The organism is Streptomyces niger, from assembly GCF_000718305.1.
In the GTDB taxonomy this organism is placed as follows: domain Bacteria; phylum Actinomycetota; class Actinomycetes; order Streptomycetales; family Streptomycetaceae; genus Streptomyces; species Streptomyces niger.
In genome coordinates this window covers 529,558-550,110 of sequence record NZ_JOFQ01000002.1, presented here as the reverse complement: position 1 = coordinate 550,110, position 20,553 = coordinate 529,558, and the positions used below count along the sequence as shown (strand labels likewise).

18 protein-coding genes and 1 pseudogene are annotated in these 20,553 nt (G+C 70.9%); 11 read left to right on the top strand and 8 right to left on the bottom strand.

Annotation, left to right across the window (positions count from 1 at the left end; translation table 11 throughout):
• Positions 1 to 119: 119 nt before the first annotated feature.
• Positions 120 to 320: a helix-turn-helix transcriptional regulator gene (locus tag IF20_RS06300; protein WP_033031686.1), complete on the bottom strand. Its 201-nt coding sequence runs from the start codon at positions 318 to 320 to the stop codon at positions 120 to 122.
• A gap of 129 nt (positions 321 to 449) precedes the next feature.
• On the opposite strand from IF20_RS06300, the gene IF20_RS06295 reads away from it, so the two are divergent.
• Positions 450 to 956 carry a helix-turn-helix domain-containing protein gene (locus IF20_RS06295; RefSeq protein WP_052863945.1) on the top strand — a complete coding sequence of 169 codons (507 nt, stop codon included), beginning with the start codon at positions 450 to 452 and terminating at the stop codon, positions 954 to 956.
• A 21-nt stretch (positions 957 to 977) separates the two neighbouring features.
• Positions 978 to 2,096, top strand: a complete 1,119-nt coding sequence (locus IF20_RS06290; protein WP_052863944.1) for a tyrosine-type recombinase/integrase — start codon at positions 978 to 980, stop codon at positions 2,094 to 2,096.
• 116 nt (positions 2,097 to 2,212) lie between these two features.
• On the opposite strand, the gene ychF is transcribed toward IF20_RS06290, so the two are convergent.
• The gene (ychF, locus tag IF20_RS06285; protein WP_052863943.1) at positions 2,213 to 3,301 is read right to left on the bottom strand and encodes a redox-regulated ATPase YchF; all 1,089 of its coding nucleotides are present in this window, start codon (positions 3,299 to 3,301) and stop codon (positions 2,213 to 2,215) included.
• A gap of 549 nt (positions 3,302 to 3,850) precedes the next feature.
• On the opposite strand from ychF, the pseudogene IF20_RS40685 reads away from it, so the two are divergent.
• Positions 3,851 to 4,558 (top strand): annotated as a pseudogene (locus IF20_RS40685) (DUF6542 domain-containing protein); the annotation flags it as partial.
• A 13-nt stretch (positions 4,559 to 4,571) separates the two neighbouring features.
• Here the strand turns inward: IF20_RS40685 and ppgK are convergent.
• On the bottom strand, positions 4,572 to 5,429 hold the full coding sequence (gene ppgK / locus IF20_RS06275; RefSeq protein WP_052863941.1) for a polyphosphate--glucose phosphotransferase: 858 nt from the start codon (positions 5,427 to 5,429) through the stop codon (positions 4,572 to 4,574).
• 98 nt (positions 5,430 to 5,527) lie between these two features.
• A complete protein-coding gene (locus IF20_RS06270; RefSeq protein WP_052863940.1) occupies positions 5,528 to 6,526 on the bottom strand; it encodes a 4-hydroxy-3-methylbut-2-enyl diphosphate reductase in 999 nt (332 codons plus the stop codon).
• Between the two features lie 208 nt (positions 6,527 to 6,734).
• Between IF20_RS06270 and IF20_RS06265 the strand changes: the two genes are divergently transcribed.
• The 4 genes from IF20_RS06265 to IF20_RS06250 all read left to right on the top strand — a co-directional run bounded on the left by IF20_RS06265 (position 6,735) and on the right by IF20_RS06250 (position 10,658).
• Positions 6,735 to 8,213 carry an APC family permease gene (locus tag IF20_RS06265; protein WP_110943847.1) on the top strand — a complete coding sequence of 493 codons (1,479 nt, stop codon included), beginning with the start codon at positions 6,735 to 6,737 and terminating at the stop codon, positions 8,211 to 8,213.
• 130 nt (positions 8,214 to 8,343) lie between these two features.
• On the top strand, positions 8,344 to 9,573 hold the full coding sequence (xseA, locus tag IF20_RS06260) for an exodeoxyribonuclease VII large subunit (RefSeq protein ID WP_052863939.1): 1,230 nt from the start codon (positions 8,344 to 8,346) through the stop codon (positions 9,571 to 9,573).
• Positions 9,574 to 9,583: 10 nt separating this feature from the next.
• Positions 9,584 to 9,880 carry an exodeoxyribonuclease VII small subunit gene (locus IF20_RS06255; protein ID WP_052863938.1) on the top strand — a complete coding sequence of 99 codons (297 nt, stop codon included), beginning with the start codon at positions 9,584 to 9,586 and terminating at the stop codon, positions 9,878 to 9,880.
• 184 nt (positions 9,881 to 10,064) lie between these two features.
• Entirely contained in the window at positions 10,065 to 10,658 is a 594-nt protein-coding gene (locus IF20_RS06250) for a malonic semialdehyde reductase (RefSeq protein ID WP_052863937.1), read from the top strand.
• Between the two features lie 162 nt (positions 10,659 to 10,820).
• On the opposite strand, the gene IF20_RS06245 is transcribed toward IF20_RS06250, so the two are convergent.
• Positions 10,821 to 11,360, bottom strand: a complete 540-nt coding sequence (locus IF20_RS06245) for a DUF4245 domain-containing protein (protein WP_110943846.1) — start codon at positions 11,358 to 11,360, stop codon at positions 10,821 to 10,823.
• 206 nt (positions 11,361 to 11,566) lie between these two features.
• Between IF20_RS06245 and glpX the strand changes: the two genes are divergently transcribed.
• Positions 11,567 to 12,598 (top strand): class II fructose-bisphosphatase, encoded by a 1,032-nt coding sequence (glpX, locus tag IF20_RS06240; protein WP_052863935.1) that lies wholly within the window; start codon positions 11,567 to 11,569, stop codon positions 12,596 to 12,598.
• An 81-nt stretch (positions 12,599 to 12,679) separates the two neighbouring features.
• Here glpX and IF20_RS06235 read toward each other — a convergent pair whose 3' ends face one another.
• The 3 genes from IF20_RS06235 to IF20_RS06225 all read right to left on the bottom strand — a co-directional run bounded on the left by IF20_RS06235 (position 12,680) and on the right by IF20_RS06225 (position 16,028).
• Positions 12,680 to 13,039, bottom strand: coding sequence for a WhiB family transcriptional regulator (locus IF20_RS06235; RefSeq protein ID WP_052863934.1), 360 nt, complete (start codon positions 13,037 to 13,039; stop codon positions 12,680 to 12,682).
• Positions 13,040 to 13,251: 212 nt separating this feature from the next.
• Positions 13,252 to 13,926 carry a DUF1707 SHOCT-like domain-containing protein gene (locus tag IF20_RS06230; RefSeq protein ID WP_052863933.1) on the bottom strand — a complete coding sequence of 225 codons (675 nt, stop codon included), beginning with the start codon at positions 13,924 to 13,926 and terminating at the stop codon, positions 13,252 to 13,254.
• A gap of 92 nt (positions 13,927 to 14,018) precedes the next feature.
• Positions 14,019 to 16,028 carry a glycoside hydrolase gene (locus IF20_RS06225; protein WP_052863932.1) on the bottom strand — a complete coding sequence of 670 codons (2,010 nt, stop codon included), beginning with the start codon at positions 16,026 to 16,028 and terminating at the stop codon, positions 14,019 to 14,021.
• Between the two features lie 176 nt (positions 16,029 to 16,204).
• On the opposite strand from IF20_RS06225, the gene IF20_RS06220 reads away from it, so the two are divergent.
• From IF20_RS06220 to IF20_RS06210, 3 genes are all read left to right on the top strand, one after another.
• The gene (locus IF20_RS06220) at positions 16,205 to 17,950 is read left to right on the top strand and encodes a fumarate hydratase (RefSeq protein ID WP_234426518.1); all 1,746 of its coding nucleotides are present in this window, start codon (positions 16,205 to 16,207) and stop codon (positions 17,948 to 17,950) included.
• Positions 17,951 to 18,143: 193 nt separating this feature from the next.
• Positions 18,144 to 19,049 carry a hypothetical protein gene (locus IF20_RS06215; RefSeq protein WP_052863931.1) on the top strand — a complete coding sequence of 302 codons (906 nt, stop codon included), beginning with the start codon at positions 18,144 to 18,146 and terminating at the stop codon, positions 19,047 to 19,049.
• 61 nt (positions 19,050 to 19,110) lie between these two features.
• A complete protein-coding gene (locus tag IF20_RS06210) occupies positions 19,111 to 20,505 on the top strand; it encodes a class II fumarate hydratase (protein WP_052863930.1) in 1,395 nt (464 codons plus the stop codon).
• Positions 20,506 to 20,553: the final 48 nt, after the last annotated feature.

Genomic DNA, 20,553 nt, shown 5'->3' with positions numbered 1-20,553 from the left:
CGGGCAAGGCCCCGCACCACCTCAGGTGGTCGTTCAGTAGCGGGCGATCTCGTGGGACTTCGGACGGCCTTCGGTGTTGGTGCACCGGGGGCCGTTGCCGTGTCCGGGACCGGGGCTTCTCATGCGGCCCATCCCCACTGCCGCGGGCCCTGCTCCAGCAGCTGCCGGTCGAAGCGGGCGAGCTCGGCCTCGCTGTACAGCACGCGGCGGCCCACCTTCACGCCGCGCGGCCCGTACCCCTGGTGTCGCCAGTACCTCACCGTGCTGGCTGCGGTGCGGTAGCGCTCGGCGACCTCGGCGGTGGTCAGGTAGCGATCCATCTTTCCCTTTCGGCTAGGCGTCGAGTCGGTACGCATAGCTGTACCCGACGATCAGCGGTTAGGCAAAACGGATAGGGTTTGGTTCAATCGGGATAGCGACGGCGAGAGACGGAAGAGAGGGAGGTCAGCATGACCACACCGCCTATTGCTGAAGGGGTACCGCTGCTCTACAGCGAGGGGAACGCGGCCGAGCGGGTTGCGCTGGAGCGCGAGGTCAGAGGGTGGAGCACGACCGAGCTCGCCGCCCGGATGACCGAGGCCGGCGTCCCCATGAACCAGACCGCGGTCTGGCGCATCGAGAACGGCACACCGCGACGGAAGATCACCCTCGACGAGGCCCTCGGCTTCGCCCGCGTCTTCGAGCTGCCCCTGGAAGAGCTGATGTCCCCGCCCCAGGAGGGGCTCGACATCGAAGGAAGGCGGTGTGTCCAAGAAGCCGTGGATGCGTTCTACAAGGCTCGCGACGCGCAGGATCACCTGCACCAGGCGGTCGTCCTGGCCGCCGAATACATCCGGGCCCATCCCGATAGCTCGGGTGCCTTCCACAAGCAGTGTCTCCGCCTCGCGGGCGAGGAACGCGACGCTCGCGCTCTCACCCAGTACATCGAGGACGGTGGCTACTACCACCACAACTGACCCACCCCAAAGGAGAACCACTTGGCGAACATTCAGAAGCGCCCTAACGGCAAATGGCGCGCCCGCTACCGCGACCTCGACGGCAAGGAGCACGCTCGCCACTTCGACCGCAAGGTCGACGCCCAGCGGTGGATAGACGAGGTCACGGCCAGCGTGATCACGGGTCAGTACGTCGATCCGCGGTCGGCCAAGACGCCGTTCAAGGAGTACGCAGAGAAGTGGCGGGCCAGTCAGCCGCACCGCCCCTCGACGGCCAAGGCCGTGGCCCAGCACCTGCGTTGCTACGTCTACCCTGTCTGGGAGAAGCGGGCGCTCGGCGCCATCAAGCCCGGTGACATACAGACATGGGTCACCAGCCTGACGACCAACCACAAGCTCGCGGCGAGCACTTCACGGACCGTCTTCAACACGGTCAACGCGGTCTTCCGCGCGGCGGTCCGCGACCGCATGATCCCCCACAACCCGTGTGTCGAGGCGAAGCTTCCCGCCGTGCCCCGGAAGAAGGTGGTGCCCCTGGCGGTCGAGCAGGTGCGGACGCTGGCCGAGGCGGTGCCCGCCCGCTATAAGGGTCTCGTGCTGCTGGGCGCCGCCACCGGACTTCGGCCCGGCGAACTCTTCGGCCTTCAGTTCCGGCACGTCGACCTGCTGCATGCGACCGTCTCGGTCGAGCAGCAGATCCAGCAGACGGCGAAGCACGGGGTGTACGTCGGGCCGCCGAAGACCGCGCGGTCGTATCGCACCGTCCCGCTGCCGAGGGTGGCGGTCGACGCCGTTGAGGCCCACCTGCGGGACTTCCCGGTCGACGGACCGGAGAGCTGGGTCTTCACTGCACCGCAGGGCGGTCCCGTGGTCTACACACACTTCATGGACGGGGCGTGGCGGCCTGCCTGCGCGAAGGCCGGCATCGCGAAGGGCACCGGCCCTCACGCCCTCCGGCATCACTACGCGAGCCTGCTGATCAAGCACGGTGAGTCGGTGAAGACCGTCTCCGAGCGCCTCGGCCACACCAACGCGGCCATGACGCTGAACATCTACACCCACCTGTGGCCCGACTCCGAGGAGCGGACGCGGGCCGCCGTCGACAAGGCGTACGCGGACCGACCCGACGCGGGCGCGGAGCAGGCCGCCGAAGCGGCGTAGCCACTCCGGCCACTCCCCCACACGCTGCCTACGTCAGCACCTTGCGGACTCTGTGCGGACCGCAAAGGCCGCCCAACCCACTCCCCCGCAGGTCAGACGGCCTTTCACCGAACGCATCAGACGTTGAAGCGGAACTCCACCACGTCGCCGTCCTGCATGATGTAGTCCTTGCCTTCCATGCGGGCCTTGCCGGCGGCGCGGGCTTCGGCTACCGAGCCGCATTCGACGAGGTCGTCGAAGGAGATGATCTCCGCCTTGATGAAGCCCTTCTGGAAGTCGGTGTGGATGACACCGGCCGCCTCGGGCGCCGTGGCGTTCTTCTTGATCGTCCAGGCGCGGGATTCCTTGGGGCCGGCCGTCAGGTAAGTCTGCAGGCCGAGGGTGCGGAAGCCGACGTGGGCGAGGGTGGCGAGGCCGGGCTCGTCCTGGCCGACGGACTGGAGGAGTTCGAGGGCCTCGTCCTCGTCGAGCTCGGCGAGGTCCGCCTCCAGCTTGGCGTTCAGGAAGATCGCCTCGGCGGGGGCGACCAGCTCACGCTGCTCGTTCTTGAAGTCCTCGTCGGTCAGCTCGTCCTCGTCGACGTTGAAGACGTAGAGGAAGGGCTTGGTGGTGAGGAGGTGCAGGTCGTGCAGGAGCTCCTCGTTGCCGGAGCCCTGGACGATGCCCGCGGAGAAGAGGGTGTCGCCCTTCTCCAGGATCGCCTTGGCCTCCTCGACGGCCTTGACCTTCGGCTGGACGTCTTTCTTGATGCGCGACTCCTTCTGGAGGCGCGGGAGGACCTTCTCGATGGTCTGGAGGTCGGCGAGGATCAGCTCGGTGTTGATCGTCTCGATGTCGTCCTTGGGCGAGACCTTGCCGTCGACGTGGACGACGTTCTCGTCCTTGAAGGCCCGGATGACCTGGCAGATGGCGTCGGACTCGCGGATGTTCGCCAGGAACTTGTTGCCCAGGCCCTCGCCCTCGGAGGCGCCGCGCACGATGCCGGCGATGTCGACGAAGTCGACGGTGGCCGGGAGGACCTTCTCGGAAGAGAAAATCTCGGCGAGCTTCTGGAGGCGCGGGTCGGGGACGCCGACGACGCCGACGTTGGGCTCGATGGTGGCGAACGGGTAGTTGGCCGCCAGCACGTCGTTCTTGGTCAGGGCGTTGAACATGGTCGACTTGCCGACATTCGGCAGACCGACGATTCCGATCGTGAGCGACACGTTGGCGACTCGACTTCCGACGGGAGGTGGGGTGGGGTGGGCACGGCCCGCACGGTCCGCGCCGGTGGACTGGGGCCCGGTCGGGCGGTGGCCGGGTGGGCCGATCCACCAGTCTACGGGGAGGGGCGGGCGGGCTGTGCGCCGTACCGCCGGCGCCCGGCGGAGCCCCTCAGGGTCGGGCCGGGAGGCACGCCACTGCGCGCGGTCGGGAGGCCCAGCCCGGGTCGGGCCAGGAGGCACGCCACTGCACGCGGTCGGGAGGCCCAACCCGGGTCGGGTCGGGAGGTGCGCCACTGCACGCGGTCGGGAGGCCCAACCCGGGTCGGGTCGGGAGGTACGCCACTGCGCGCGGTCGGGCGGTCCGCCGGTTCCCGTCTTCGGGTCCGCCCACACGATCGCCCCCAACCCTCCGGCCGCGCCTTCATACCCCCTCCCCCTACGCCGATCGTTGTCCCGGGTGTGGCGTCCGTATGGTGATCCGGCTCCATCGTCGTGGAAAGCGCGTGTCCTACGGGCTATTAATCCCACTTAGCGGCCTACCGTTGGCGAGTGGAGCAACACGAAGCGCGCGCACCTCAGCACACCCCGTCCCGGACCGGGCGTCCGGCCGCGGGGCGGGCCGTCGGGAACCGCCCCGCGGCGGCGCCCCCCGTCGTCGGCGGCGGCCGGCCCCCGGCGAAGGCCGCACAGAGCGGTCAGGCCGCACAGAGCGGTCGGGCCGCGCAGGACGGTCGGGCCGCGCAGGGCGGACGCGGCGCCCGAGGCGCGCAGGGCGGCGCCGGGGATGGTCAGGCCGCACCAGGCTCTCGGGACGCTCAGGTCGCGCCGGACGCCGGGCCCGCGATCGCCGAGACCTCGACCGTCTACCGGGCGGGCGCCCGCCGCGTGCTGCCCGGGCCGCTCGCCGCGCTGGTCCGCAGGCTGCCTGCGGCCAAGCTGACCGGCCTGGGCTGCGCGCTGCTGACCACGCTCGCGCTGCTGGTCATGGCCTTCCTGGACCGGCTGCTGGCGGGCGGCTCGCCGACCGTGTACGGCGTCTGCTTCGTGCTGGCGGGGGCCGCGGGCGCACTGTGGGTACGCCCGTACGACCTGGTCGTCGCGCCGGTCACGCTGCCGATCGCGTACACGGTGGGCTGCCTCCCCGTCGCCGGCGCCGGCGGCTCGGGCAGCCTGCTGATGGGCGTCTTCACCGTCCTGGCGGTGAACGCCGGCTGGCTCTACCTCGGTACCGCCCTCAGCGTGCTGCTCGTCGGATTCCGGAAGTGCCTGCTCATCCTCCGACGGCGGGCGCAGCGTCCGGACGTCCGCCAGGACCGGGATCGGCGGCCCCGAGACCGGCGTCCTGGCCCGGAGCGGGAGCGGCGGCAGTCGGGTCGCAAGCCCGCCGGGCGGCCATTGCGGCCCCAACGATCCCCGCGTTGTTCTGAAGCTGCGCAGGCACGATCTCAGCCTTGACGCCCTTGATCAGCGGCAGGAACTTGTGGGACTTCCGGCTCACCCCGCCGCCGATCACGAAGAGCTGGGGCGTGAAGAGCATCTCGACGTGGCGGAGGTACTTCTGGAGCCGGTGCGCCCAGTCGTGCCAGCTCAGGTCCTCCTCGTCCTTGACCCGGGTGGAGGCGCGGGTCTCGGCGTCGTGACCGTCCAGTTCGAGGTGGCCGAGCTCGGTGTTGGCGACGAGCTGCCCGTCGGTGAAGAGGGCGCTGCCGATGCCGGTGCCCAGGGTCAGCATGATGACCGTGCCCATGCGCCCGCGGGCCGCGCCGAAATGCATTTCCGCGAGGCCCGCGGCGTCCGCGTCGTTCAACACGGTGACCGGGCAGTTGCCGGCCTCGCCGGCGAGCCGGGAGGTCAGCAGCGCCGCGGCGTCGGTGCCGATCCAGGCTTTGTCGACATTGGCGGCCGAGCGGGTCACGCCACCGGTGACCACGCCGGGGAACGTCACCCCGACCGGTCCCGACCAGCCGAAATGCTCCACGACCTGCTGGACGCCGTCGGCGACCGCGTCCGGGGTGGCCGGGTGCGGGGTGAGCACCTTGAAGCGCTCCTCCGCCGGCTCGCCGCTTTCCAGGTCCACGGGCGCACCCTTGATGCCCGACCCGCCGATGTCCACGCCGAATACGTTCATGGATGAAAGGCTAGGCGGGGAGAGGCCGGCTCACCCGCCAAAAGGCGAACCGGCCGCCGTCCGTCCGTACGGAGCGGGGATGCGGAGCCGCGGTGCGGTCACTCCGCCGCGGCGGACCCGTCCTCCGTGGCCGACTTCGCCTCCGCGCGCAGGTCGCGGCGGAGCTCCTTGGGCAGCGAGAAGTGGATGGACTCGGTGGCGGAGGTGACGGTCTCCACGTCCTCGTAGCCGCGCTGGGCCAGCCACTCCAGTACGCCCTCGACGAGGACCTCCGGGACGGAGGCGCCCGAGGTGACGCCGACCGTGCCGACGCCCTCCAGCCAGGCCTCGTCGATCTCCTCGGCGCCGTCGACCAGGTGCGCGTCCTTGGCGCCGGCGCCGAGGGCGACCTCGACCAGGCGGACGGAGTTGGAGGAGTTCTTGGAGCCGACGACGATGACGAGGTCGGAGTCGGCACCCATCTGCTTCACGGCCGTCTGGCGGTTCTGCGTGGCGTAGCAGATGTCGTCGCTGGGCGGGGAGAGGAGGTTGGGGTAGCGGCCCTTGAGGGCGTCGACCGTCTCCATGGTCTCGTCGACCGAAAGGGTGGTCTGGGAGAGCCAGACGACCTTCTCCGGGTCCCGGACCTCGACGTTCTGCACGTCGTCCGGGCCGTCGACCAGGGTGATGTGCTCGGGGGCCTCGCCGCTGGTGCCGATGACCTCTTCGTGGCCCTCGTGGCCGATCAGGAGGATGTCGTAGTCCTCCTTGGCGTACCGGACGGCTTCCTTGTGGACCTTGGTGACGAGCGGGCAGGTGGCATCGATGGTGGCGAGCTTGCCGCGCTTGGCCTCGTCGTGGACGACCGGCGCGACGCCGTGCGCGGAGAAGATCACGATGTTGCCCGGGGGCACCTCCGCCGTCTCGTCGACGAAGATCGCACCCTTCTTCTCCAGCGTCTTGACCACGTATTTGTTGTGGACGATCTCGTGGCGCACGTAGACGGGCGCGCCGTACTGCTCCAGGGCCTTCTCGACGGCGATGACGGCTCGGTCCACGCCGGCGCAGTATCCACGGGGGGCGGCGAGGAGGACGCGGCGGGAAGTCGGGGTGGTCATGGTCCCCATCGTACGGGGCCGAGTGGCGTCCTACGGAAGGCCTGGCCAGAGGTGCGGACGGCGCGTTACGGGGCATATGTCCGCACGGCAGGGCGGCTTGCCCGAAACGACCGTACGGCCGACGATCATGTGACACCGCCGATCCCCGGCGGCGTCATGCCAGGCCGCCGATCGCCGGCGGCCCGTTCGTTCTGCAGAGGTGTCCGCCATGCCCCCCACGGCCGATCCGCAGCCCCCCGCCGGCGGCGCTCCCGATGCCCACGGCCCCCATGGCGCCGACGGCCCTGACGGCCCCGCCGGCGCCACCCCGGCCGCCGGGGGACGGCTGCGGCGGACGCTGTCCTTCCGGGACCTGATCGTCTACGGCCTGCTGTTCATCGCCCCGATGGCGCCGGTCGGCATCTTCGGCACGCTGCAGGCCAAGTCGCACGGCGCGATCACGATCGTGTACGTCGTCGCGACGATCGCGATGGCGTTCACGGCGTACTCGTACGCGCAGATGGTGCGGGTCGCCCCGCAGGCCGGCTCGGTCTTCACCTACGCCCGGCTCGGGCTGGGCGAGGGCGCGGGCTTCGTCGCGGGCTGGATGGCGATGCTGGACTACCTGCTGATCCCGGCGGTGGCGTACCTCTTCTCGGGGATCGCGCTGCACTCCCTGGTGCCGGCGGTGCACCAGTGGATCTGGACGGCGGTGGCGGTCGTCGTGACCACGCTGCTGAACCTGTGGGGCGTACGGACCGCCGCCGTGGTGGGCTTCCTGGTGCTGGCCATGGAGATCGCGGTGCTGGTGGTCTTCGTCGTGGTGGCGGTGTGGGTGCTCGCGACGGACGGCGCGCAGCGCGGCTGGGCGGTGCCGTTCACGGGTGAGGGCGGCTTCTCCACGAGCGCGGTGCTGGCGGCGGTGTCGGTGGCGGTGCTCTCGTACCTGGGCTTCGACGCCATCGCCGCGTTCGCCGAGGAGACCGAGGAGGGGCGGCCCACGAAGGACGGCGGGCGCCGGCCGGGCAGCGGCCGGGTGGCACGGGCCGTGCTGACGTGCCTGGTGGTGGCCGGTGTGCTGTTCGCCGTGCAGACGTACCTCGCGGCGCTGCTGGCCCCGATGTCGGCGGCCGAGCTGGCGGCGAAGCCGGCCGAGCAGGGCGACGCCTTCTACGCGACGGCGAACGCGGCGGCCGGCGAGTGGCTGCAGAAGCTGGTCGCGGCGAGCAAGGCGATCGGCGCGGCGTTCGCGGCGCTGGCCGGGCAGGCGGCGGCCGGGCGGCTGCTGTTCGCGATGGCGCGGGACCGGCGGCTGCCGGGGGCGATGGCGAAGGTCGACGCCGGGAGCGGGGTGCCGCGCCGGGCGCTGCTGGGCGCGGCCGTGGTGACGCTGGTCGCGGCGGTCTGGGCGGCGCGCCGGGACGACGGCCTGGACCACCTGTCCTCGATCGTGAACGTCGGGGCGCTGACGGCCTTCGGGCTGCTGCACGCGTCGGTGATCGGCTACTTCTGGCTGCGCAAGCGGGCCGCCTCGCCGAACCTGCTGAGCCATGTGATCGTCCCGCTGCTGGGGCTCGCGGTGGTGGTCGCGGTGATCGTCGAGGCGTCCCCCACGGCCCAGGTCGTCGGCGGCGTGTGGCTGGTGATCGGGCTGGTGGTGCTGGCGGTGCAGTACGCACGCGGCCGGGGCGCCCCCCGCACCGGCTGAGGGCGGCCAGCGTGAGAGCCATCCCTGTCCCACTCGCGCCGTCCCGGAGTCGCGAACCCATGGGACGCACACAAGAAGGTAGGGGCGCGTAGGGGTCGGACTGTCGGTCCCCGCCGATACGCTCGATCCCATGGCTCTACAGACGTCCGCAGAGGCGCCCCTCCCCGTCGGCCAGGTGTCGCGGCTCATCGGCGGGTGGATCGACCGGCTCGGCGCGGTGTGGGTCGAGGGGCAGATCACCCAGCTCTCCCGGCGGCCCGGCGCGGGCGTCGTCTTCATGACGCTGCGCGACCCGTCGCACGACATCTCGGTGAGCGTGACGTGCTACCGCCAGGTCTTCGACAAGGTCGCGGACGTGATCAGCGAGGGCGCCCGGGTCGTCGTGCACGCGAAGCCCGAGTGGTACGCGCCGCGCGGCCAGCTCTCGCTGCGGGCCGCGGAGATCAAGCCGGTGGGCGTCGGCGAGCTGCTGGCGCGGCTGGAGATGCTGAAGAAGGCGCTGGCCGCCGAGGGGCTGTTCGCGGCGGAGCGCAAGCGCCCGCTGCCGTTCCTGCCGCAGCTGATCGGGCTGGTCTGCGGCCGGGCGAGCGCGGCGGAGCGGGACGTCCTGGAGAACGCCCGGCACCGCTGGCCGGCCGTCCGTTTCGAGGTGCGCAACGTCGCGGTGCAGGGCGTGCACGCGGTCCCGCAGGTGATCGAGGCGGTACGGGAGCTGGACGCCCGGCCGGACGTGGACGTGATCATCGTGGCGCGCGGCGGCGGCAGCGTGGAGGACCTGCTGCCGTTCTCCGACGAGCAGCTCGTACGGACCGTGGGCGAGGCCCGTACGCCGGTCGTGTCGGCGATCGGGCACGAGCCGGACAGCCCGCTGCTGGACCTGGTCGCGGACCTGCGCGCGTCGACGCCGACGGACGCGGCGAAGAAGGTCGTGCCGGACGTGGGCGAGGAGCTGGCCCGCATCCAGCAGCTGCGGGAGCGCGCGCTGCGCTCGGTCACCGGCTTGCTGGACCGCGAGGAGCGCGGCCTGGCCGGTGCGCTGAACCGTCCGTGCATACGGGAGCCGCACCGCATGGTGGACGCGCGCGAGGAGCAGGTCACCGCCCTGCTGGAGCGCGGCCGGCGCACGCTGGGCCATCTGCTGGACCGGGCCGACTCCGAGCTGACGCACACCCTGGCGCGGGTGGTGGCGCTCTCCCCCAAGGCCACCCTGGAGCGGGGGTACGCCGTGCTGCAGCGCGCGGACGGCACCGCGGTCCGGGCGCCGGAGGAGGTCGCCGAGGGCGAGGAGCTGCGGGCCCGGGTGGCGGACGGCGACTTCACGGTCCGTCGTACGGACGGCGCTGTCACACCCCGCACTTAGGCTGGGGTCCATGGCCAAGGCGAAGACGGACACGGGCATGGAGACGGACGGCGCGGCGGGTGCCGGTGCCGCGGGGGCGCCGGACGTGACGTCCACGCTCGGGTACGAGCAGGCGCGGGACGAGCTGATCGAGGTGGTCCGCAGCCTGGAGGCGGGCGGCACGACGCTGGAGGAGTCGCTCGCGCTGTGGGAGCGCGGCGAGGAGCTGGCGAAGGTGTGCCGGCGCTGGCTGGACGGGGCCCGGGCCCGGCTGGACGCGGCGCTGGCGGAGGAAGCGGACGAGGCCGAGGAGGCGACGGAGGGCTGAGGGCCGGGGGCCGAGCCCGGTCTTTCGGCGGCAGTGGCCTCCCGAACCCTTCGCGGCGCAGGCATGTGAAACCGCTCACAATTGTCCTGCTTTAGTTGAAACTTAATCTATCTTGGTTAGAGTGGAGGGTGTACGACCGGACCGCTCCGGCCCGGAACCACCACGAATCACCGAGGTGCCCTCCATGACTCTCGCCCTTGACGCCGCCGCTGCTGACCTCCTTTTCCGTGAGGCCCAGACCGCCAACACGTTCACGGACGAGCCGGTCACCGACGAGCAGGTTCAGGCCATCTACGACCTGGTGAAGTTCGCCCCGACCGCCTTCAACCAGTCGCCGCTGCGCCTGACGCTGGTCCGCTCCGAGGACGCCCGCAAGCGCCTCGTCGAGCACGCCATGGGCGCCAACGGCCCGAAGACGCTGTCGGCCCCGCTGACCGTCATCCTCTCCGTGGACCTCGACTTCCACGAGAAGCTGCCGACGCTGTTCCCGCACGCCCCGGGCATCAAGGACACCTTCTTCTCCGAGGCCGCCGTGCGCGAGGTCGCCGGTACCCAGAACGCCACCCTGCAGGCGGGCTACTTCATCCTCGGCGTCCGCGCCGCCGGCCTGGCCGCCGGCCCGATGACCGGCTTCGACTTCACCGCCATCGACAAGGAGTTCTTCGGCGACGGCAAGCAGAAGTCCTTCATGGTCATCAACATCGGCAAGCCGGGCACCGACGCCTTCTTCCCGCGCTCCCCGCGCCTGTCCTTCGAGGACGCCGTCGCCACCGTCTGAGCCACGGCCGGCACGCGCATCGCGTACAGCAGGAGGCCGCCGCACCCGCTCCGGGTGCGGCGGCCTCTTCGTGCGTGTGCGGCGGCCTCTTCGTATGTGCGGCGCGAGAGTGCGACCGTGGGTTCTCGTCCTGCTACTTCACTTCTCGTTCTTCGCCTGCAGCTACTTCTCGTTCTTCGCCTTCAGCGCGCCCGCCAGCTCCGCGAGGCCGTCGTAGGAGGCGGTGCCGGTGACGACCGTGGTGTGGCCGGACTCCTTGCGCACCAGGGCCTTGTACGTGTCGCCCTTGTACTGGTCCCAGCGGACGCCGTCGACCTTCCGGGCGCCGCCGGCCGGGGTGGCGTTCAGCGTGACCTTCTTGATGAAGTCGCGGGCCGGGGCGTCGCTCTGCTCGACCGCCGCGTACTGGTCCTTCGGGTCCAGGAAGCCCAGGTGCCAGGCGCCGCCCTTGCCGTCGTCGTCCGCCTCGTACGAGACGGAGGTGGCCCGCCAGCCCTTGGCCAGGCCCTCGGGCGCGGCGACCGGGTACGGGGCCGCGCGCCGGGCGGTCGCGAGCTCGACGCGGTAGCCGACGGTCTTCACCGCCGTCTGCTCCGCGCTCTTGCTGTCGTCGTGCGGGATGAAGAGATAGATCGCCGCGACGACGATGCCGATCACGGCCATCGACAGGACCATGTCCCGCACCGTTTGCTTGCCTCGCATACCAGCCACGCCCTCTATGGTCCCCCATGCCGGGAACGCATCGGACAAGACCCCCGCATCGGCCACGTCCGGGCCGCGCGCACGGCTCCGCGAGGCCGGCGAGCGGTGCTCATCCGTGGGGCGCCCTGCTCATTTTCTCGACATAGCGATAAGGTCGAGCGAACCCTCACCTAACCGGCCGTCGCCGTACAGAAAGGTGCGCTCCGATGACCGAGCATCATCTGCCGTCCCCGCTGGAGGTCAGCCCCGAGGCCCCCGACCGCAACCTCGCCCTGGAGCTGGTCCGGGTCACCGAGGCGGGTGCGATGGCGTCCGGCCGCTGGGTCGGCCGCGGCGACAAGAACGGCGCGGACGGCGCCGCGGTCAAGGCCATGCGGGCCCTGATCCACACCGTCTCGATGAACGGCGTCGTCGTCATCGGCGAAGGCGAGAAGGACCAGGCGCCGATGCTGTTCAACGGCGAGCGCGTGGGCGACGGGACCGGCCCGGAGTGCGACGTGGCCGTGGACCCCGTGGACGGCACCACGCTGACGGCCAAGGGCATGGCCAACGCCGTCTCCGTCATGGCCGTCGCCGAGCGCGGCTCCATGTTCGATCCGTCCGCGGTGTTCTACATGGACAAGCTGGTCACCGGCCCCGAGGCGGCGGACTTCGTCGACATCAACGCCCCGGTCGGCGTGAACATCCGCCGCATCGCCAAGGCGAAGAAGTCCAGCCCCGAAGACGTCACCGTCGTCGTCCTGGACCGCCCCCGCCACGAGGGCATCGTCAAGGAGATCCGCGAGGCCGGCGCCCGCATCCGATTCATCGCCGACGGCGACGTGGCCGGCGCGATCATGGCCGTACGTGAAGGCACCGGCGTGGACCTGCTGCTGGGCATCGGCGGTACGCCCGAGGGCATCATCACGGCCTGCGCGATCAAGTGCCTGGGCGGCACGATCCAGGCCAAGCTGTGGCCCAAGGACGACGAGGAGCGGCAGCGCGCGATCGACGCGGGCCACGACCTGGACCGGGTGCTGCACACCGACGACCTGGTCAGCGGCGAGAACGTGTTCTTCGTCGCCACCGGCATCACCGACGGCGAGCTGCTGCGCGGCGTCCGCTACCGCGCGGAGACCGCCACGACCCAGTCGCTGGTCATGCGCTCCAAGTCCGGCACGATCCGGCAGATCGACTCCGAGCACCGGCTCTCCAAGCTGCGCGCCTACAGCTCGATCGACTTCGAGCGGCCCAGCTGAGGCACCGCTCCCTACGCCCGACGGCCCGGTGCCCCGCCGCTGATGCGGTGGGGCACCGGGCCGTCGGGATCCGTACGGCATTCAGCCCGCGGCGGGCATGTGGGCCGCGCGCTGCAACTCGGCGTCGCGGCGCCGGCGGCGGGCCAGGACGACCCGGCGCTCGGCGGCGGTCAGGCCGCCCCAGACGCCGTACGGCTCGGGCTGGAGCAGCGCGTGCTCACGGCACTCGATCATCACGGGGCAGCGGGCACAGACCCGCTTCGCGGCTTCTTCCCTGGCCAGACGGGCAGCTGTCGGCTCCTTCGACGGCGCGAAGAAGAGTCCGGCCTCGTCCCGTCGGCACACCGCCTCGGAGTGCCAGGGGCCGGCCTCGTCCCGAGCGGGCACTCGCTGGGCGGGCACGACGGCGGCGTCCTGCAGGGGCTGATGCGGTAGCAGCACGGTCTACTCCTGACGACGGCTCGGCGATTTCAGTCACCACTTGCCCGTCTCGCTGCGCACGACGTTTCGCACACCCCGCAGCCGTACGAGAGACGATGCACCAGCCCTACCCGCTGTACGCGGCTCTATGCACACCGTGGCGTTCGGTTTGAAAGCAGCGTCGGATGCGGCGCGCCTTACAGATGCGTCCTACCTGCGGTCCGGCCGACGCCTCAGTGACCCAGGTGCCGGCGCCGGCGCTCGCGCAACGCGCTGTGCAGATCCCGCACCCACTTGCCGCGCTTCGGCTTCGCCTCGACGCTGCCGAGCAGCGCGAAACCGCCCACCGTGATCACCGGGGCCGCCGGGTCGTCCGACTCCTCCGACCGGGTCTCGAAGGAGCCGAGGACGCCGGAGCCGCCGCCGCGCAGCGTCACGTTCTCCGGCACCCGGATGTCCACGCTGCCGAAGATCGAGGTGGCCTGGATGTGCAGATGCTGCCGCGTGAAGATCGCCTCGGTCAGGTCGATCTCGACCGAGCCGAAGATCGCGACCGCGGTGATCCGGGCCGGCGCCCGCCAGCGGCCCGCGCGCACGGCTGCGCCGAAAACCCCGACGAGGTGGGCGTCCGCGGGCGCACCCGCCGTCTCCGGGGCGTACGACGGGGCGGCCTCCCGGCGCTCCCGCGCGCCGTCCCGCGCCGCCGGCAGGTCGCTGATCAGCGGCTCCAGCTCGCCCATGGTCTTGGCGCGGTAGACGCCGTCGATGCGCTCGGCGTGCTCCTCGGCGTCCAGCCGCCCCTCGGCCAGCGCCTCGCGCAGGATCGCGGCGATGCGGTCCCGGTCCGCATCGGAGGCCCGGATGGCGGCCTCGGCGACCGGGGCCGGTGCGGGTTTGGTGAGATCCACGGGTGCGGGGCGCTGTCCCCCGTTGTCTGTTGCGTCCACGTCAGCAGCGTAGCGAAACGCGATAGATCGCGACCAGGGGACAGCGCCAACCGTCACTTCTCCGGGCAGAACCGCTGCGGCGCGTGGCCGCGGGTGGTGGCCCGGACGCAGCCGCCGGGCAGCCCCTTGTACGCCTCGGTGCCGAAGTTCGCGGTCACGGTGAGGCCGGCGCTGCCGCCGAAGGTGGTCCGCTGCACCGAGCGGTCGGCGGTGAGCGTACGGAAGTCCGTCATCGCCTCCGTGCCGCCGGCCTGTTGGATGCCCGCGAAGAACCGCTGCAGCTCGGCGATCTCCTTGCCGTGCGCGTCCAGCACCTTGCCGTCGAGCGCGAGGTTCACCGGTGTGTTGTAGAGCATGGCGAGCAGCGCGCGGTCCCGCTTCTGCTCCGGGAGCTTGTAGAGGGGCAGCTCCCAGCGGTCCGTGCTGACCACCGAGTCGTGCAGCACCGTCTCGTACAGCGGCACCCGGTACGCGGGGTCGAACATGGCCTTGGCGACGGACGCGTCGAGCTTCGCCGGCTTGAAGAACATGCCGGGCCGTCCCTTGGGCCAGTAGCCGCCCCAGGTCTCCTTGTCCCGCTCGGCCTTCCACAGGCCGTCGTGGACCGGCGTGCTGGAGCCGTGGCTGAAGTCGAGGACCTGGTTCGCCCAGGAGCCCGCCGACTCCGAGCCCAGGACGAGCGGCCGGCCGCCGGTGAGGGCGCCGCCGGACACCCCGCGCATCCGCTGGAGGCGGTTCGCGCGGTCCTTCGCCTGCGTCATCGGGTGGCCGGGCGTGTGGTCGCGGAAGAGCTCGCCGGTGGCGTCCACGTCGAGGAAGTAGCTGTGCACGCCGTTCGCCGACATGTCCCGTACCCGGTCGGCGAGGTAGTGGTGGCCCGGCTCGGCAGCGGCGAGGGCCTGGGAGCTGAGGTAGCAGCCGCGGCCCCCGAAGCCGCCGACGGGCTTGCCGTCCGCGTCGTGCACGCACCCGTCCGGCCACACCCGGTCCGGCCACTTCGCCACGCTGGTGTCGGCGCTCTTCGGGTCCTGAGCGTTGTCCCAGCTGTCGTACGGGCCGACGAGGTAGCCGGCCTTCTGCGCGGCGGCGACGGCCTCCTTCGACATGGGGTCGCCGTCGGCGTCGTAGCCGAACCACATCCGGGAGATGCCGAGCTTCTTCAGCCGCGCGACGGTCTCCTTGCTGCGGCCGTCGCCCCACACGTAGGCGTGCGGGGCGCCGATCAACTTGGCGACCTCGGGGTTCTTGCGGATCTTCGCCTTCAAGCTGCCGAGCTGCCCCTTCGAGGCGAGGTAGCGGCGGTAGTCCTTGGCCGCGGCGACCGGCGAGCCGTCGGTCAGCGAGAGGGCCACGGTGTAGTCGCCCGTGCCGTCGGCGCGGCGGAAGTCGTGGCTGGCGGCGGTGTGCAGCCGCCCGCCCTGGGAGACGAACCGCACATTGGTGCCCAGGTCGGTGGGGACGAGGGTGCTGACCCCGTGGTCGCCCGCCGTGGTGCCCCAGAAGGGCATCGTCAGGTCCTTGAGGTCGATGCCGTCCTCGCCGGTCAGCCCGGCCTGCTCCGAGTTCCAGAAGGTGTCGGCCGCGGGGATGCGCAGCCCCTCGCCGCGGGGCAGTTCGTAGGCCGTGCCCCGCGGCTGGGCGGCGCCCCCGGCGGGCCAGGCGATGCTGCCGTCCTTCGTTGCGTGCATGCGCACGACCAGTCGCCCGTCGCGGGCCGCGACCGAGACGTCGAGGCCGCGGTCGGGGTAGGACCAGCGCGCGGTGGCGCCGTGGCGGGTCACCGGGGAGACGGTGCCCAGCGGCTCCCCCGCCGCCGCGGAGAGCTCGGACTCGGTGCCGCTCGCCGTACGGGCGGTGATCCGCATCGTGCGGGGGTCCACGTGCGCCTCGCCGCCCTTGATGCGCAGCGCGACCGTGCCGCTGTCGTCGTTGCCGGGCGCCGCGGGCCCGGCGTACGCCTGGAGGGCCGTGAACGTGCTCGCGGTCAGCGCGGTACCGGCCAGCGCGGCGAGCGCGGCCCGCCGCTTCCGGGAGCCTGTCGCAGCTTTCAGGAAACGTGTCATGCGACGGCACTGTGCGCGCGGCTTCTAAGGGAGTTATAAGAGGCGCCCGGGGCCGCCTCGCCCGGGCCAGGACCGGGTGAGCCTTACCTCACAGCCGCGACCGCCGTACGGGGTTCTAAGGTGTTGAGGCTGCCGTTGATGACAGCGAAGTCACCGTCCAGTGAGGATTATCCGTAATGTCCGCCTCTTCCCGCCCGACCCTCCCGGACTCTTCCCGCCCGGCCCTCCCGGACTCTTCCCGCCCGGCCCTCCCGGCATTCGCCTATACCGACCTCCTGCCCACGGGCGAGGACAAGACCGAGTACCGCCTCGTCACGTCGGAGGGTGTCAGCACCTTCGAGGCCGACGGTCGGACGTTCCTCAAGGTCGAGCCGGAGGCGCTGCGCAAGCTCGCCGCCGAGGCGATGCACGACATCGCGCACTACCTGCGCCCGACGCACCTCGCGCAGCTGCGGAAGATCCTGGACGACCCGGAGGCCTCGGCCAACGACCGCTTCGTCGCACTGGACCTGCTGAAGAACGCCAACATCGCGGCGGCCGGCGTGCTCCCGATGTGCCAGGACACCGGCACCGCCATCGTCATGGGCAAGCGCGGCCAGAACGTGCTGACCCAGGGCGGCGACGAGGAGGCCCTCTCCCGCGGCATCTACGACGCGTACACCAAGCTCAACCTGCGCTACTCCCAGATGGCCCCGCTGACCATGTGGGACGAGAAGAACACCGGCTCGAACCTGCCGGCCCAGATCGAGCTGTACGCGAACGACGGTGACGCGTACAAGTTCCTCTTCATGGCCAAGGGCGGCGGCTCGGCCAACAAGTCCTTCCTCTTCCAGGAGACCAAGGCGGTCCTCAACGAGGCCTCCATGATGAAGTTCCTGGAGCAGAAGATCCGCTCGCTCGGCACGGCCGCCTGCCCGCCCTACCACCTCGCGATCGTGGTCGGCGGCACCTCCGCCGAGTACGCGCTGAAGACCGCGAAGTACGCCTCCGCGCACTACCTCGACGAGCTGCCCACCGAGGGCTCCCCCACCGGCCACGGCTTCCGTGACACCGAGCTGGAGGAGAAGGTCTTCGAGCTGACGCAGAAGATCGGGATCGGCGCGCAGTTCGGCGGCAAGTACTTCTGCCACGACGTGCGCGTGGTGCGCCTGCCGCGGCACGGCGCGTCCTGCCCGGTCGCCATCGCGGTGTCCTGCTCCGCCGACCGCCAGGCCGTCGCGAAGATCACCGCCGAGGGCGTCTTCCTGGAGCAGCTGGAGACCGACCCGGCGCGCTTCCTGCCGGAGACCACGGACGAGCAGCTGACCGAGGGCGCGGGCGCCGACCTGGACGCGGTGAAGATCGACCTGAACCGGCCGATGGACGACGTGCTCGCCGAGCTGACCAAGCACCCGGTCAAGACCCGGCTGTCGCTGACCGGCACGCTGGTCGTGGCGCGCGACATCGCGCACGCCAAGATCAAGGAGCGGCTGGACGCCGGCGAGGAGATGCCGGAGTACCTGAAGAACCACCCGGTCTACTACGCCGGCCCGGCCAAGACGCCCGAGGGTTACGCGTCCGGCTCCTTCGGCCCGACGACGGCCGGCCGGATGGACGCGTACGTCGAGCAGTTCCAGGCGGCCGGCGGCTCGAAGATCATGCTGGCCAAGGGCAACCGCTCCCAGCAGGTCACCGACGCCTGCCACGCGCACGGCGGCTTCTACCTCGGCTCCATCGGCGGCCCCGCGGCCCGCCTCGCCCAGGACTGCATCAAGAAGGTCGAGGTCCTGGAGTACGAGGAGCTCGGCATGGAGGCGGTCTGGCGGATCGAGGTCGAGGACTTCCCGGCGTTCATCGTCGTGGACGACAAGGGCAACGACTTCTTCACCGACCCGGCCCCGGCCCCGACCTTCACCAGCATCCCGGTCCGCACCGGAAGCTGATCGCTCCGCCCCGTCTCTCGCACCGAGGGCCCGGCCACACTGTGGCCGGGCCCTCGGCCGCGTCCGCGGCGACCGGAAGCCTCCACAGCGGTGAGCGCCAGGCAGTTACATGCACCGGCCACCGGCATCCCCGTTCGGGTGATCTCCAACCGTACGACTGCCGTAGGCATATGCCCCCGGTTTGACTGGCGTCATGGTCAAAGCTCAACACGAGGCCCACCACCGGGCGTTCCAAGAGATCCCGCAGCTCTTCAGACGAGCCTTCGACCTCCTGGAACTGCCCGATCCGGGGGACGCCGAGGTGACGGTCCTCCCCTGCGACGTCACCGAGTTCCAGCCGGTCGAGCGGCGCGTGGACACGCTGTTACACCTGAAGTGCCCGGACGGACGCGTTTACCTGCTGATCGTCGAAGCCCAGTCCAAGAAGGACCCCGAGAAGGCTCTGAACTGGGCCTATTACCTGAGCTACCTGGGCAGCAGATACAAGAAGCACCGCCCGGTGCACCACCCCGTACTGCTCGTCGTCTGCCGTGACAAGCAGACCGCCGACTGGGCGGCCGGCCCCTTCCCGCTCGGGCTTCCCGGGAAGCCGAACCTTCTCGTGTCGCCCTTCGTTCTCGGGCCGGACAACGTGCCCGTCATCACGGACGTCACCCGCGCGGCGGCGGATCTGCCGCTCGCCGTGTTCTCCGCGCTGACGCACAGTGCCGACGACCGCATCGGTGAAATACTGGAAATCCTGGCCACCGCGCTGAAGAAGGCCCCCGACGACAGCACCACCCTCTACGCCGAACTCACCGCGAGCGGCCTGGACAACTCCCCGGCGGCCGCACTCTGGAGGCAACTGATGGGAACCCGGCTCTTCGACTTCCAGAACAGCACGACCTGGGTCGCCGAGGGATTTCGCGAGCAAGGCCGCCGGGAAGCCCGGGCCGAAGTGCTGCTCCGGGTCCTGGAGGTGCGCGACATTCCCCTGACCGACGACGAGCGGGAGCGCATCGCCTCCTGCCAGGACAGTGAGCGCCTGGACCTCTGGTTCGGGCGCGCCCTCATCGCCACCACCACGAACGAGGTCTTCGGCGAACCCGCCGAGGAGTGACCTCCTGCGGGGAATGCCCGGTCCTGTGCGCGACGCTGGTCGTCATGGAGGTGCACCCACGATGAGCGACAGCACTGAGTACAGGACCGAGCACGACTCCATGGGCGAGGTACGGGTCCCGGCCGACGCCAAGTGGCGGGCCCAGACCCAGCGCGCGGTGGAGAATTTCCCGATTTCCGGGCAGCGGCTGGAGCGGGCCCACATCGAGGCGTTGGCCCGCATCAAGGCCGCGGCGGCCAAGGTCAACGCCGAGCTGGGGGTGGTGGACGCGGACGTCGCGCGGGCGATCCAGGAGGCCGCGGCGGAGGTCGCCGACGGCCGTTGGGACGACCATTTTCCCGTCGACGTCTTCCAGACCGGGTCCGGGACCTCTTCCAACATGAACACCAATGAGGTGCTGGCCACGCTTGCCACCGAGCGGCTGGGCCGGGACGTGCACCCCAACGACCACGTCAACGCCAGCCAGTCCTCCAACGACGTCTTCCCGTCCTCGATTCATATCGCCGCCACCGCGGCCGTCACCGCTGACCTGATCCCCGCTCTGGAGCACCTGGCCGAAGCGCTGGAGCGCAAGGCCGAGGAGTTCAAGGAGGTCGTGAAGTCGGGGCGGACGCACCTGATGGACGCCACGCCCGTGACGCTGGGGCAGGAGTTCGGCGGGTACGCGGCGCAGGTCCGGTACGGCGTGGAGCGGCTGACCGCCTCGCTGCCCCGGCTGGCCGAACTGCCGCTGGGCGGCACGGCGGTGGGCACCGGCATCAACACCCCGCCCGGCTTCGCCGCCGCGGTCATCCGGGAGGTGGCGCGGGCGACCGGGCTGCCGCTGACCGAGGCGCGGAACCACTTCGAGGCGCAGGGTGCGCGGGACGGCATCGTGGAGACCAGCGGCCAGCTGCGCACCATCGCGGTCGGGCTGACGAAGATCGCGAATGATCTGCGGTGGATGGCTTCCGGGCCGCGCACCGGCCTCGCGGAGATCGCCCTGCCGGACCTGCAGCCCGGCTCCTCGATCATGCCGGGGAAGGTCAACCCGGTCATTCCCGAGGCGGCGCTGATGGTGGCGGCGCAGGTGACGGGGAACGACGCGACGGTGGCCGCCGCGGGCGCGGCGGGCAACTTCGAGCTGAACGTCATGCTGCCGGTCATCGCCAAGAACGTCCTGGAGTCGGTGCGACTTCTGGCCAATGTCGCGCGGCTGCTGGCGGACCGTACGGTCGACGGCATCACGGCCAACGCCGAGCGGGCCCGCGAGTACGCCGAGTCCTCCCCTTCGGTCGTCACTCCGCTCAACAAGTACATCGGCTACGAGGAAGCGGCGAAGGTGGCCAAGAAGTCGCTGGCCGAGCGGAAGACCATCCGCGAGGTGGTGATCGAGTCCGGATACGTCGAGCGCGGCGCGCTGACCGAGGCCCAGCTGGACGAGGCGCTGGACGTGCTGCGCATGACGCATCCGTGACGGTCGCTGCGGCCCACGTCACGGCGGTGCGGCGATTCCGCCCCTAAG